At 44.2% G+C, this 13,633-nt stretch carries 12 protein-coding genes; 10 read left to right on the forward strand and 2 right to left on the reverse strand.

Translation table 11 applies throughout. From position 1 onward, the window contains the following. Window positions 1-94: 94 nt before the first annotated feature. From AB3114_RS06090 to AB3114_RS06100, 3 genes are all read left to right on the forward strand, one after another. Entirely contained in the window at window positions 95-940 is an 846-nt protein-coding gene (locus tag AB3114_RS06090) for an alpha/beta fold hydrolase (protein ID WP_367342373.1), read from the forward strand. A 202-nt stretch (window positions 941-1,142) separates the two neighbouring features. Then, window positions 1,143-2,087 (forward strand): alpha-hydroxy-acid oxidizing protein, encoded by a 945-nt coding sequence (locus AB3114_RS06095; protein ID WP_367342460.1) that lies wholly within the window; start codon window positions 1,143-1,145, stop codon window positions 2,085-2,087. Between the two features lie 10 nt (window positions 2,088-2,097). Then, window positions 2,098-2,463, forward strand: coding sequence for a DUF1304 domain-containing protein (locus tag AB3114_RS06100; RefSeq protein WP_367342374.1), 366 nt, complete (start codon window positions 2,098-2,100; stop codon window positions 2,461-2,463). A gap of 86 nt (window positions 2,464-2,549) precedes the next feature. Here the strand turns inward: AB3114_RS06100 and AB3114_RS06105 are convergent, their stop codons facing one another. Further along, window positions 2,550-4,490 (reverse strand): glucose PTS transporter subunit IIA, encoded by a 1,941-nt coding sequence (locus AB3114_RS06105; protein WP_367342375.1) that lies wholly within the window; start codon window positions 4,488-4,490, stop codon window positions 2,550-2,552. 190 nt (window positions 4,491-4,680) lie between these two features. Here AB3114_RS06105 and treR point away from each other — a divergent pair, with 190 nt between their 5' ends. The 3 genes from treR to AB3114_RS06120 all read left to right on the forward strand — a co-directional run bounded on the left by treR (window position 4,681) and on the right by AB3114_RS06120 (window position 7,631). Continuing rightward, window positions 4,681-5,406, forward strand: coding sequence for a trehalose operon repressor (treR, locus tag AB3114_RS06110; RefSeq protein WP_367342376.1), 726 nt, complete (start codon window positions 4,681-4,683; stop codon window positions 5,404-5,406). Window positions 5,407-5,419: 13 nt separating this feature from the next. Beyond that, on the forward strand, window positions 5,420-7,081 hold the full coding sequence (treC, locus tag AB3114_RS06115; protein ID WP_367342377.1) for an alpha,alpha-phosphotrehalase: 1,662 nt from the start codon (window positions 5,420-5,422) through the stop codon (window positions 7,079-7,081). A gap of 157 nt (window positions 7,082-7,238) precedes the next feature. Next, window positions 7,239-7,631 (forward strand): hypothetical protein, encoded by a 393-nt coding sequence (locus tag AB3114_RS06120; protein ID WP_367342378.1) that lies wholly within the window; start codon window positions 7,239-7,241, stop codon window positions 7,629-7,631. Window positions 7,632-7,664: 33 nt separating this feature from the next. Here AB3114_RS06120 and AB3114_RS06125 read toward each other — a convergent pair whose 3' ends face one another. Then, on the reverse strand, window positions 7,665-7,976 hold the full coding sequence (locus AB3114_RS06125; protein ID WP_367342379.1) for a thioredoxin family protein: 312 nt from the start codon (window positions 7,974-7,976) through the stop codon (window positions 7,665-7,667). A gap of 350 nt (window positions 7,977-8,326) precedes the next feature. Between AB3114_RS06125 and AB3114_RS06130 the strand changes: the two genes are divergently transcribed. The 4 genes from AB3114_RS06130 to AB3114_RS06145 all read left to right on the forward strand — a co-directional run bounded on the left by AB3114_RS06130 (window position 8,327) and on the right by AB3114_RS06145 (window position 13,527). Further along, window positions 8,327-9,961: a xylulokinase gene (locus AB3114_RS06130; RefSeq protein ID WP_367342461.1), complete on the forward strand. Its 1,635-nt coding sequence runs from the start codon at window positions 8,327-8,329 to the stop codon at window positions 9,959-9,961. A gap of 12 nt (window positions 9,962-9,973) precedes the next feature. Then, entirely contained in the window at window positions 9,974-10,705 is a 732-nt protein-coding gene (locus tag AB3114_RS06135) for an L-ribulose-5-phosphate 4-epimerase (RefSeq protein ID WP_367342380.1), read from the forward strand. 74 nt (window positions 10,706-10,779) lie between these two features. Beyond that, entirely contained in the window at window positions 10,780-11,856 is a 1,077-nt protein-coding gene (locus AB3114_RS06140; RefSeq protein ID WP_367342381.1) for a GntR family transcriptional regulator, read from the forward strand. Window positions 11,857-12,168: 312 nt separating this feature from the next. Beyond that, on the forward strand, window positions 12,169-13,527 hold the full coding sequence (locus AB3114_RS06145; RefSeq protein ID WP_367342382.1) for a sugar porter family MFS transporter: 1,359 nt from the start codon (window positions 12,169-12,171) through the stop codon (window positions 13,525-13,527). The last annotated feature ends 106 nt before the right edge of the window (window positions 13,528-13,633 follow it).

Raw genomic sequence — 13,633 nt, forward strand, 5'->3', positions numbered from 1 at the left:
ATTCTATAAATTAAATATGGAATTATTATATAATTGTCTTATAATGTAAATGTACTTAAATATGATTAATAAAAAATAGTACTGGAGGACTATCATGCAATATAAGACAATTGATGTTGAAGGATTATCCACATTTTATCGCGAATGCGGATCAAAGGATAAACCAGTGATGTTGTTGCTGCACGGGACGGCAACGTCGAGTTATATGTTTCGGAATTTGATGCCATTGCTTGCTAATGATTTCCATGTCATTGCGCCAGACTACATTGGTTGTGGTAATTCCGCAGCACCGCAACACAGCAAGTTTCAATACACTTACGAACATCTGACCGATTACGTCGATGCTTTACTTGAAGAACTGCGGGTAGAAAAGTTCTACATGTACGTCTTTGACGACGGGGCTCCGATCGGCTTTGGCCTGGCTCGTCGTCACCCGTATAACATTTTGGGGATCGTCAGCCAAAACGCTAACATCTATGACGAAGGCCTCGGCCCAGAATGGAATGACCGCAAGCAATACTGGAAGAAGCCGACGAAAGAATTGCGTGAAAAGTACAAGGCCATTTTTAGCCCAGACTCTATTAAGAGCCAGTACCTGACGGGTGAAAAAGCTGGTAGCGTTAGTCCTGATGGCTATGCCATGGATATCTACAATTCACAGAAAGATCCAGATTATCTGGAACGGCAATCAGATTTGCTAGTGGATTACCAGAACAACATCAAGAATTATCCTGAATACCAGAATTTCTTACGCAAGCACCACCCAGACATGATCGTGGCCTGGGGCCGGAATGACCCACGTTACATTTATCCAGGTGCTCTGGCATACCAGCGCGATGATTCTGATGTTGACATCCACCTGCTAAACGGTGGTCACTTCGTTTTGGAATCACATTGCGACGAAATCGCCACGCTGATTTGCAGCAAGTGGGGAAAATAAGACAGTGTACTATTAAGATTTGAGTGGTTCGAAACGACCGGGCGATTGCCTGGCCGCTTTTTTGTCGAGCTGATTGTTGGATTTGTCGCAGGTAAAATGGGTAAAATAACGGTGAATTGCTTTGAAAGAAGGATGAGTAATAATGGCACAAGATAAAGCAGATGCCCAAACGGGTGCTTCGTTACACCAAACAGGTCAACAGATGCCGGTTGATCATTGGCCGGGAAAGCCGGGAACGATTCCCGTTACCAGTGGCCGGGCCGACGACGCGAATGTTCACAATCGCAACTACTTAGATCACCTCTTAGTTGAGATGCGTCTGATCGACTCGGTTAAACCTGATTTGACGACGACGCTGTTTGGTCACCAGTATACTTCACCGTTAACGTTGGCAGCTGTTTCCCACCTCAACCAGGTTTTAGATGACCCGCAGCGCCAACCGATGCAGGAAAAAGCACGGGCTGCTAAGCAACTGAACGTTCTCAACTGGGTGGGGATGGAAGATGACCCAACATTTACCGACATTGCCAAGCAGGGCGCCGACACGGTGCGCATCATCAAACCATTTGCGGACCACCAACGGATCTTACACGAAATAAAGATTGCAGAAGAACAAGGTGCAGTGGCTGTGGGAATCGACATCGACCACGTGGCGGGCGCCGATGGCAACTACGATGTCGTTGACGGCTTGTCGATGGGACCGATTACGGAAGAAGACCTCACTACTTATGCGCATAGCACTAAATTGCCGTTTGTTGCCAAGGGCGTGTTATCAGTACAGGATGCAAAGAAGGCCCAGGCTGCCGGTTGTGCCGGAATCGTCGTCTCACACCACCACGGGCGGGTACCGTTTGGGATGCCGCCTCTGCAGATTTTACCGGATATTTTGAAGGCTGTGGACCGGCGGACGATGACCGTCTTTGTCGATGGTTCATTGATGACCGGCTACGATGCTTATAAAGCGCTGGCAATGGGTACTGATGCCGTGCTGATCGGTCGTGGTATTTTGAAGGAACTGCTGGATGACGGTGAAGATGCTGTTGTGGATAAGGTGAAGCAAATGAACCAGCAGCTATCGCAATTGATGATCTACACCGGGGTCAAGGATATGCAGTCTTTTGATCCGACGGTGCTGCATTACGAATAGTGGTTTTCATATGAAATTAGTATTTACAATCATCACAGTCCTGATCGGCATTGAACACCTTGGCATTATGTTGGTCGAGATGTTCGCAAGCCCGCTTAAGCAGGCGGAAGCTTTTGATATGGTGGAGAGCTTTACCAGGCAACCAGCAGCGCGGATATCCATGGCTAATCAGGGGATCTATAACGGGATGCTGGGATTACTACTGATTCTGAGCCAGTTCCTCTTCCATGGTTCAGCGTCCATCCTAGCTGGTCAGCTTCTCTTATTATTTGTCGCCGTCGTTGGACTCTACGGGGCGCTGACCGCGACAAAAAAGATCATTTGGGCGCAATTTGTGCCGGCATTGGTTGGACTAATATTGTCGTTCTTAGTTTAAACTGATATTTGAACAATATAGAAAAAGCCATCTCTAACAGCTGATGTTGTTGGGGATGGCTTTTGCGCTTTAGGAGCATATATCAATTATTTAGCTGAACCTGGACGTTGCTTCTTAGCAACCTTCTTGCCCATGGCCATCTTGTCGTTGTAGCCCCAAACCCAGGCTACGATAAAGGCGACAATGATAGAAACAAGACTCGCAAGCAAGAAAGTGTAGAAGCTGTTCAGTTGTGTTGGGTGAGCAGGGTTGAAGAAACTGGAGAAGCCGATCAGACCACCGGTGAAGCCGAACATCGTCCCGTGCATCAAACCGGTAACCAGACCACCAAAGGCGGAACCGATACAACCGGAGATGAAGATGCGCCGGTAACGCAGGTTGATCCCGTAGATCGCTGGTTCAGTAACACCACAGAAGGCACTGATAGCAGCAGCGATCCCTAATTCCTTCAGTTCATCTTTCTTAGACTTCAATGCAACGGCGAGGACTGCGGCACCTTGAGAAACCATCGTTGAGCAAATGATGGCATTGGGGGCACTTTGACCAGTTGAGGCGATTTGCTGAGCAACCAGTGGAACGACACCCCAGTGCAGGCCAAAGATAACAAGTACTTGGTAGAAACCACCGATAACAAATCCACCGATCCAACCGGATGCGGAAACCAACCAGTTGATGAAGACGGCAATGCCGTTAGCGAGACCTTGGATGACTGGCCCGGTGACGACAATCGTTAGTCCGCCGACAACCAGGATGGTAATCATCGGAACGAAAATCATCTGCAGGTAGGTTGGCAATACTTTCTTCAGCCATTTCTCCAACTTAGCGGCCAACCAAGCGGCTAGGATCATCGGGAAGATGGAGTAGGAGTAGTTCAAGAATTGGAAGTGCCATGCACCGAGACTAAACATCGTCTTCATGCTCTTCCCAAAAGTGATCATCTGTGGATATGTGATGAAGGCACCGATGACTGCAGCAATAATTGGGTCGCTCTTCAACCGCTTGGCGGCAGAGAAACCAACCAGCACTGGCAGGAAGAAGAAGGCAGCGTCAGCCATCGCACTGACCGTGATGTAAACCAAACTCTTCGTATTCAGCAGTGAACCCAGTTGTGGTAGCGTCAACAGGGCCAGGAGACCCTTGATAATACCAGCCGCGGCAATGACACCGATGATCGGACTCATCGAGCCGGTGATAAAGCCGATCAGGTTGCCTAATGCCCGTGAAACGGGGTTACGGCCGTCGTTCTGGTTGGTAGCCGCAGCGTCATCATCATCACCGTCGAGATTTGGCAACTGAGCGATGACGGCGTCGAAGACGTTTGCCACAGCGTTGCCGATGACGACTTGGTACTGGCCGCCGGCATGCATGATGTCGAGGATGCCACGTTGGTTACGCAGGACATCATCCTTAGCCTTGCTCTCGTCTTTTAAGTAGAAACGCAAACGGGTAATACAGTGGATGACGTTCTTAATGTTATCTGGACCACCGACGTTCTTGATGATGAAAGTTGCTAATTCATCATAGGACAATTTCTTGCTGCTGGATTCTGAGCTATCTTCAGCCTTCAGGTATGCTTCAGAAACCGCATCACCAGCCTTAGCTTGTCCTTCAGTGAGATCAAGGCCACTCAGTACCTGGGCAGAATTGGTGACTAGGGTCATCACCGTCGTGTCAATTTTTTGTCCTTTAATGTAGTCAATATCCATTGTCGCGATGGCTTGACCTGCTTTGACGTCCTGGTCTTTAGCAATTTTGATGTCAAATGGCTTACCCTTGAGGCCAACTGTATCGACACCCATGTGGACCAAGACTTCCAGACCGTCGTCAGTGACGATCCCAATCGCGTGCTTAGTGTCAGCAATCATCGAAACCTTGCCACTAACTGGGGCAACGATATTTCCGTCGCTGGGGATGACCCCAAAACCTTGGCCCATCGTACCTTTGCTAAATATTGGATCGGACGTTTTGCTTAAAGCAACGACCTCGCCGTTAACCGGCGCTAATAATGAAACTTTTTGAGATGCCATAATCTTGCTCCTTGTTCTTAAAGCGCTTTCAAATTTGATTACACATATATCATAAACATGTACATACAAGTTGTCAACATGAAATTAAGATTTTATATTTAACAGCATTGTTAGCGCTTTAATTGGTACTTTACATGTCTAGACATCAACGATATAATGAAGGCAAATGGTGCAAAGGAAGGGGATCACAATGGGAAAAGCCAAAGCAGACCTGATCGCTGCCGATCTGGCCGCTAAAATTCGTCACCATCAATTCAAGGCGGGCGATTACCTGCCTAGTGAAAATCAGCTTGTTGACTTATATGGCTCGTCACGGGAAACGGTGCGTAAAGCACTGGCCCACCTTAACGACCTCGGCATGATTCAAAAGCTGAAAGGAAAAGGCTCCATCGTCCTTGACCTGGATCGCTATTCTTTTCCTTTATCAGGCATCACCAGTTTTGCCGAACTCAACCATTCACTAGCTATGCGGGCTAAAACTGAAGTTTTGCGCCTCGACGAGCTGGATGATGTCCCAGAGTTGATGCGCGACCATTTTAGTAACTTAGAATCGCACCGTGGCTTTTACGTGCAGCGATTACGAATTATTGATGGCGAGCCAGCCGTCCTGGACTGTGATTTTCTTTTTAATCCGCCCGTGGACAAATTGACTGTTAGTGCAGCCAAAAAGTCACTTTATGATTATCTGGAAAATCAACTCAAACTCGATATTTCCTATGGAGTTAAGGAGATTACCTATAGTCATATCAAATCGACAGTGCAAGATAAATTACGGCTTGATCATCCCAATGCCATTCTTGTGGCTAGCCGTAATTTCCTGGCGGACACGACACCGTTTCAGCTAACTCTTTCATTTCATAACCCCGAAAAGTTTAAATTCGTTGACTTTGCACGGCGTCAAAAGATCAAATTATAAAGGAGCAAGCATTATGACTGACCTTGGCAAAAAAGTAATTTACCAGATTTACCCGAAGTCTTTTTACGATTCCAATAACGACGGGGTGGGTGATATTCCCGGTATTATCCAAAAGATCGATTACATCAAAAAGCTGCACGTCGATATGATTTGGTTCAACCCGTTCTTTGTTTCTCCCCAGAAGGACAATGGTTATGACATCGCCGATTATTACCGGATCGACCCCCGTTTTGGGACGATGGCCGACTTTGAAACACTTGTGACCAAATTGAAGGAGATTGGCGTGGGCGTGATGCTCGACATGGTCTTTAACCACTGTTCAACGGAAAATGCTTGGTTCCAAAAAGCATTGGCTGGTGATAAGAAATACCAGAAGTTCTTCTACCTGCGCAAAGGTAAGGCTGACGGCTCGTTGCCTAATAACTGGCAGAGTAAGTTTGGCGGACCGGCATGGGCCAAGTTTGGCGACACGGATTACTACTACCTCCACCTCTACGACCCATCGCAAGCCGACCTCGACTGGCACAATCCAGAGGTTCGTCAAGAAGTCTTTAAAGTGATTAATTTCTGGCGCTCCAAGGGTGTGCAGGGTTTCCGCTTCGACGTCATTAACGTCACGGGGAAAGCTAATAAGCTGGTTGATTCGACCGATCCGGTTGAAGAAAAGAGCCTCTATACCGACACTCCAGTTGTTCACAAATATCTGAAGGAAATGAACGCGGCTAGCTTTGGCCAGGATCCAGATAGCGTCACGGTGGGTGAAATGTCATCAACCACGATTCCCAATTCCATTGAATACTCCAAACCGTCCGAACATGAACTATCGATGGTCTTCACCTTCCATCATCTGAAGGTTGACTACGATCACGGCAACAAGTGGTCGAAGGTACCGTTCGACTTCATGAAATTAAAGCAACTGTTTACGGATTGGCAAGAAAAGATGGATCAGGGCGGCGGCTGGAACGCTCTCTTTTGGAATAACCACGATCAGCCGTGGGCATTGTCACGGTTTGGCGATACCGGTAAATACCGCATCAAGTCAGCACAGATGCTGGCAACGGCTCTACATCTGATGCGGGGAACGCCATACATTTACATGGGTGAAGAACTTGGCATGATCGATCCGGACTACAGCTCGATGGATTCTTACGTGGACGTTGAGAGTAAGAACGCCTTTAAAGAAATGACAGCTAAGGGGATGAGTCCAGACCAGGCTTTTGAAATCATTAAGACCAAGTCTCGTGATAATTCGCGGGTGCCAATGCATTGGGATAGTAGTAAATACGCTGGCTTTTCGACGGTCAAACCGTGGTTGATGCCGACACACCAGGACCAGATTAACGTTCAAGATGAACTCGATCATGGGCAGATCTTCAACTACTACCAACGGTTGATTCAGTTGCGGAAGACCGAACGCCTCGTCTCTGATGGCCACATCAAGATGTTCCTGAAAGACGATCCTGAAGTATTTGCTTACCAACGCTACTTAGATGATTCAAACGAGCGGTTATTGGTCTTTGCTAATTTCTATAGCAGGCACCACCTGTTGGCAATTCCTGATGAATTCCAAGACAAGCCTTGCCAATTGCTCATCAGCAATGACCAACGTGAGATTTCTACAGTTCCAGCAGAACTAGAAATGAATCCTTATGAAGCATTTGCTATCAAACTATAAATGACATGATATTTAAAAAAAGCCTGTATTCAACTGAGAATACAGGCTTTTTGTTGATGACATATTTTGGGATCTAGTTATGCGTATATAAAAATAGCAATCAAAAACAGAATCTTATGTTATCATAAGATTAGTAAATAAAGAAAGGACTTTCATTATGTCGACACTTTTGATTTTTGCTATTATTTTTATCACGATTGCCCTTGTCGGATATACCTGGAGTATTTTCCGGATGCGCCGTTTCGGCTCCATGCATGTCAAAACTTTAGTCACAGTAATCGTTTCCTGGTGCTGTGATTTTACGGGAACGTTATTGTTTTACATTATGGGAAAGACAACCCCGCAGAAGGCTTACGAGTCATCACCACTGTTTATCTTCCACACATGGTTAGGTTACTTAGCATTGCTTTTGATGCTGATCATGGTGATTTTAGTAATTCGTGCCTATCGTCGAGACAAGGAACGTCTGCCACGGCCAATGCTTAATTACGCTCTGGTAGCTTGGATCGTATGGGTAATTGATTATCTGACAGGGATGATGGTGCATTAATATGTAAAAAGCTGGGCATGCGCCCAGCTTTTATTATTTGATGAGGTGATTGATGTAAGCAATCAGTGGTTCCTTTGGCCGGTAACCAACAGCGGTTCCCAGGACTTTGCCATTTTTCTTAACCATGATGGTCGGTGACTTCTTAATTTGGTAGCGGTTAGCGATGGTATGGTTTTGCATCACATCCATCACAAAGAAGTTGACGTCTGGCAGTTGTTCGGAAACTGCTTTGTCGACGGCGGCTTGGGTAGCTCCATTACCGATGTCTTGCCAAAAATCGATAACGGCAATGCCATGATTCGTATCTGTTTCAAAAGTTTGGTCACTTGTTGGACGTACAGCCATAATAATTACCTCGTTTTTTTATTTATGTAACTAATTTTATCATAATAAGGCGCTTACATAAAGCTAACGAAATTGATATTTGATAGATAGATTATTTAGTAATGGGTAAGTGTCGGTACAGTTAAAAGTTGAATAGCCACTATACAAATTATTAGATTAATTCACTATTTGGATAATCAAAGAGACAGTTACTGCTGAGATTGCAGTAGCTGTTTTTTATTGTCAGCAGAAAAGTATTTATCCGTTAAGTTATTAGATGCTGCAGAATATATACTGATATAAATTTAAATTTATCTGTAATTAATTGGGGAATCAATTTGATTTATCCGTATAAATATCATACAATGATGATGTTGATTAATAAGAAGGGGGCAACGCCTGTGGACAAACAAACAATTATTGACAAAATTGAAAGCGCAAACACTGCACTTGGAATTGAATTGGGGTCCACCCGAATCAAGGCGGTGTTAGTAACAGATGATTATCAAGTCATAGCATCTGGGGATTATGTGTGGGAAAACGAACTGCGTGATCATATCTGGACTTATTCACTGGACAAGGTTTGGGAAGGCATTCAAACCAGCTACGCAAAATTAGCTGCTAGTGTCACCGAACAATTTGGTGTCAAGCTTGCAAAAATTGGGTCAATGGGTATCAGTGCAATGATGCACGGCTACATGCCATTTGATAAAGATGACAATTTGTTAGTACCATTCCGAACTTGGCGCAACAATATTACCGCTGAAGCAGCCGACAAATTAACGAAACTCTTTGATTTTAATATTCCACAACGTTGGAGTGTCGCTCATCTTTATCAGGCTATTCTTAACGATGAGAGCCACGTCAAAGATATTACTTTTCTAACCACTCTGGATGGTTATGTATCGTGGCAATTGTCTGGCCAAAAGAACACGGGGATTGGTGACGCTTCGGGAATGTTCCCAATTGACGAAGCAACCAAAACATACGATAAGCAATTATTGGATAAATTTTCTTCATTACCGGAAGTCGCTAAGTTTAATTGGAATATTGCGGATATTTTGCCAAAGGTTCTGCTCGCTGGCGAGCCTGCAGGTAAGTTAACTGCAGCTGGGGCAAAAAAGCTTGATCCTAGTGGACAGCTTCAACCTGGGGCTTTGATTGCCCCGTCAGAAGGTGATGCCGGTACGGGCATGGTCGCTACGAATGCAGTACGCAAGCGGACCGGGAATATTTCTGCCGGAACGTCTGCTTTTTCCATGGTGGTATTGGACCAGCAATTGAATAAGGTTCACCGCGACATTGATATGGTCACGACGCCTGATGGGGCGCCTGTTGCGATGGTTCACACCAACAACTGTTCATCAGATATCAATGCATGGGCTAATATTTTCAATCAATTTGCTAAAGTTTTGGGTATTAGCCTACCAACAAATGAATTATATGAAAAATTATTTGACGCTTCACTGCGTGGCGATCAGGACGCAGGTGGTCTAGTCAATTTTAGTTACCTGTCAGGAGAAAACATTACAGAAGTTCAGGATGGCCGACCAATGATGGTTCGTAAGCCTGATAGTCGTTTCACACTCGCTAATATCTTTAAGGCACAACTGTACTCTGCTTTTGCTCCACTAAAAATTGGCATGGATATTTTGTTGCGTGAAGAACACATCAGGACAGATGTTTTAGTGGCCCAAGGAGGTCTATTCAAGACGCCAGTCGTAGCTCAGCAAGTTCTAGCTGATGCTCTTGATACACCAATTACTTTGATGAGTAACGCAGGTGAAGGTGGTCCATGGGGAATGGCGGTCCTGGCACTCTACGCAAGTGACAGCAAGGGTAAGAATTTGGCAGACTATTTGGACGAAGAAGTGTTTGCTAATGCCGAAAGCTCCACCCTTTATCCGGAGGATGAGAGTGTTCAAGGATATGAACAATTTATTGACAATTATAAGGAAGCATTACCAGCAGAAATTGAAGCCGGTAAAAGCATGAAATTAAACTAAAGGAGAAGTATAATGTTAGAAGAATTAAAGCAAGAAGTTTACGAAGCCAATATGAAGCTGCCGAAGCTTGGTTTAGTCACCTTTACATGGGGTAATGTGTCTGGAATTGATCGGAGTAAGGGCCTTTATGTCATTAAACCATCTGGTGTGCCATATGAGGACCTCAAACCATCTGACATGGTGGTCGTTAACTTAAAGGGTGAAGTTGTCGAGGGCGACTTGAACCCATCTAGTGATACTCCAACTCATACTTATTTGTACAATCACTTCCCAAAGATTGGTGGAATTGTACATACACACTCCCCATGGGCAGTTTCTTTCGCCGCAGCACACATGGATATTCCGGCTATGAACACCACCCATGCCGATACCTTTTACACGGACGTTCCTGCCGCTGATGCATTGACAAAGGAAGAAATCGAAGAAGATTACGAGGGCAATACAGGTAAAGTAATTGTTCGCACCTTTAAAGAGCGCGGATTAGACTATGAAGCTACTCCGGCTGCCCTTGTTATGCAACACGGTCCATTTACGTGGGGCGCAACACCTGATAAGGCAGTTTATAATGCTAAAGTGCTGGAAGTAGTGGCTGAAGAAGATTACCATTCTCTTCAGCTGACCCGGGCGGATAACCACTTGCCACAGTACCTATTGGACAAGCACTATTACCGTAAACACGGCAAAAACGCTTATTATGGGCAAAATAATGCTCACAGCAAGGACCACGCAAAACGTGAACAATAAGCTTTATTAATTAATTTAAACGGTGGTGCAACTTTTTTGCTGCAGTGCCGTTTTTTGTTAGGAGCATATAGAATATGGCAACCAAGTATGAAACAGTAAAACAAAAAATTCGCGACAACATTAGTTCCGGTAAATATCAACCAGGGGACCAGCTTCCAACTGAATCTGAATTAATGAAAAGGTACGGTGTCAGTCGTTATACCATCAGACGCGCAATGGGTGAACTGGAAAATGAACATTTCATTTATCGAGTGCAGGGTGGTGGAATGTTTGTTGAAAATTGGCGTAAGCGTGATAAGCCTTTAAATCAGAAGGTTGTGGGCGTGGTTGCCACCCACTTAGCTGATTATATTTTCCCTAGTATCATTAGTGGCATTGATCGCACACTTTCTAGCCAAGGCTATTCAATTCTCTTAGGTAATACCCATAATGATCATGATCAGGAACGTGCAAGTCTGCAGCGTATGCTAGACAGTAACGTTGATGGACTTATTTTGGAGCCTACCCAGAGTGCACGCCCTAATCCTAATCAAGACCTCTATCATCAAATTGAGTCATCTAATATTCCGGCAATGTTTATCGATGCCCATTACGATAATTCACCACTGCCTTATATCGATACGGCAGATCGTGAGACTGAAGAAAAGCTGGTTAATTTGTTATTTGATCATGGTCATGAACGCATTCTCGGTATTTATAAGGTCGATGATATGCAGGGTGTCGGACGGATGCAGGGATATATGGATGCTTATATGTCTCACCCTGAAGCTAGCTTGAAGAGCAATGTCATTATGTATCAGTCGAGTGATGATGTTGTTCAAATATTTAGTAAAATTGCTGAATATCTGAAAAGTGATAAGCGGCCAACAGCTATTGCTTGCTATAATGACCAGTTAGCCATTCAAGTAATGGATGTAGTAAGGTCCTTAGGTTTGAAGATTCCGGCAGATATCAGCATTATCGGTTTTGATGATTATTTATTGAGTGCATATATTTTGCCAGGTTTGACAACAGCTGTGCATCCGAAGAATAAGATGGGGATGGACGCTGGTAATATGATTTTACAATTGATCAAAGGGCAAAAGGTTCAGTCAAAGATCTATCATCCAGAAATTATTGAACGTGATTCTGTAAAAACACTTGGCCAATAATAAACAACTAAGTATTTGTTGATGAACCCAACCATCAATCTTAGGCAACTGAGGTTGATAGTTGGGTTTTCTTTTTGAAAAATTATACTAACAAGTATAAGGATTTAACAGCTGTTGTGACAGTATTTATATGGTATACACCAAATAATTGTCCGTAATAAAATCGAAATATCTGACATATTTTATTGACTTATACGTATAAATTTCCTATACTATGCATGTAAGCGCTTAAAGAAATTGTTCTTCTCTTTATCATATATGATTTCATATTTCAAAATGTCGCTCAGTTCATAAGTATAGGAGTGAACAAAATTGAAAAAAGTATCATCAAATGGTTTTATTTATACTTTTGGTGCGCTAGGTGGTTTGCTCTTCGGTTACGATATTGCTTCTGTTTCCGGAGCCATCCTCTTTATCCAAAAGCAATTAAATTTGAGTTCATGGGAACAAGGAATGGTTGTTTCATCTGTTCTTATCGGGGCAATTATTGGTGCCCTGGGTACTAGTAAGTTCCTTGATAAATATGGTCGTCGTAAGCTCTTAATTTGGGCAGCACTTATCTTCACTGTCGGTGCTCTTGGTTCAGGATTTGCTCCTGAATATTGGACCTTGCTTGTTACGCGGGTCATCTTAGGGATTGGTGTTGGGATTACTTCCGCATTGATTCCTGCGTACCTGCACGAACTTGCACCAAAGAGTATGCACGGGGCGGTTGCCACGATGTTCCAACTGATGGTTATGATCGGTATTCTGTTAGCCTACATCCTCAACTACACGTTCCAAGGCTTTTACACCGGTTGGCGTTGGATGTTAGGATTTGCCGCTTTACCAGCTGTCATCTTGTTCTTCGGTGCTCTTTTCCTACCAGAAAGCCCACGTTTCCTGGTTAAGATTGGTCATCGCGATGAAGCTCGTGAAGTTCTGATGGACACCAACAAAGGCGATGCCAAAGCCGTTGACACCGCGATGGAAGAAATCGAAGTGTCAGCTAACCAAAAGCAGGGTGGCTGGAAAGAACTATTTGGTTCTGATGTTCGTCCAGCTCTAGTTACTGGTTTAGGTGCTGCTATCTTCCAACAAATTATCGGTTCAAACTCAGTTATTTTCTATGCACCAACTATCTTCACTAAGGTTGGTTGGGGTGTCGCAGCTGCTCTGCTAGCACACATCGGTATTGGTATTGTCAACGTTATTGTTACGGTTGTCGCAATGTTGCTGATGGACCACGTTGATCGGAAGAAGATGCTGACTGTCGGTGCTGCCGGGATGGGTCTATCACTCTTCGTTATGGCTGCTATTCTGAAGTTGGACAACGGATCACATGCCGCTGCCTATGTCAGTGCCATTGCTCTGACTGTCTACATTGCCTTTTACGCAAGTACCTGGGCACCAATCACTTGGGTTTACATTGGTGAAGTCTTCCCACTTAATATCCGTGGATTAGGGACATCACTTTGTTCCGCTACTAACTGGTTGGCTGATATGGTTGTTTCCTTAACCTTCCCATCAATGCTGGCTGCCTTTGACATTTCCAACACCTTTATTATCTACGGTGTTATCTGTGTCATTTGTATCATCTTTACTAATAAATTCTTCCTTGAAACTCGTGGAAAATCATTGGAAGAAATTGAAGCATCAATGCGTAAAGCTGCTAAAAAGAACAAAGCTTAGACAAGTTAATAATTTAACTGCTATCAATAATTTATCTGACTATTATACTGACACTATCTGATATATCATATAAATTGAAACATTAACTGTTGATTGATTAACATTT

Origin of the sequence: Limosilactobacillus sp., from assembly GCF_040772465.1 — a bacterium.
In the GTDB taxonomy this organism is placed as follows: Bacteria; Bacillota; Bacilli; order Lactobacillales; family Lactobacillaceae; genus Limosilactobacillus.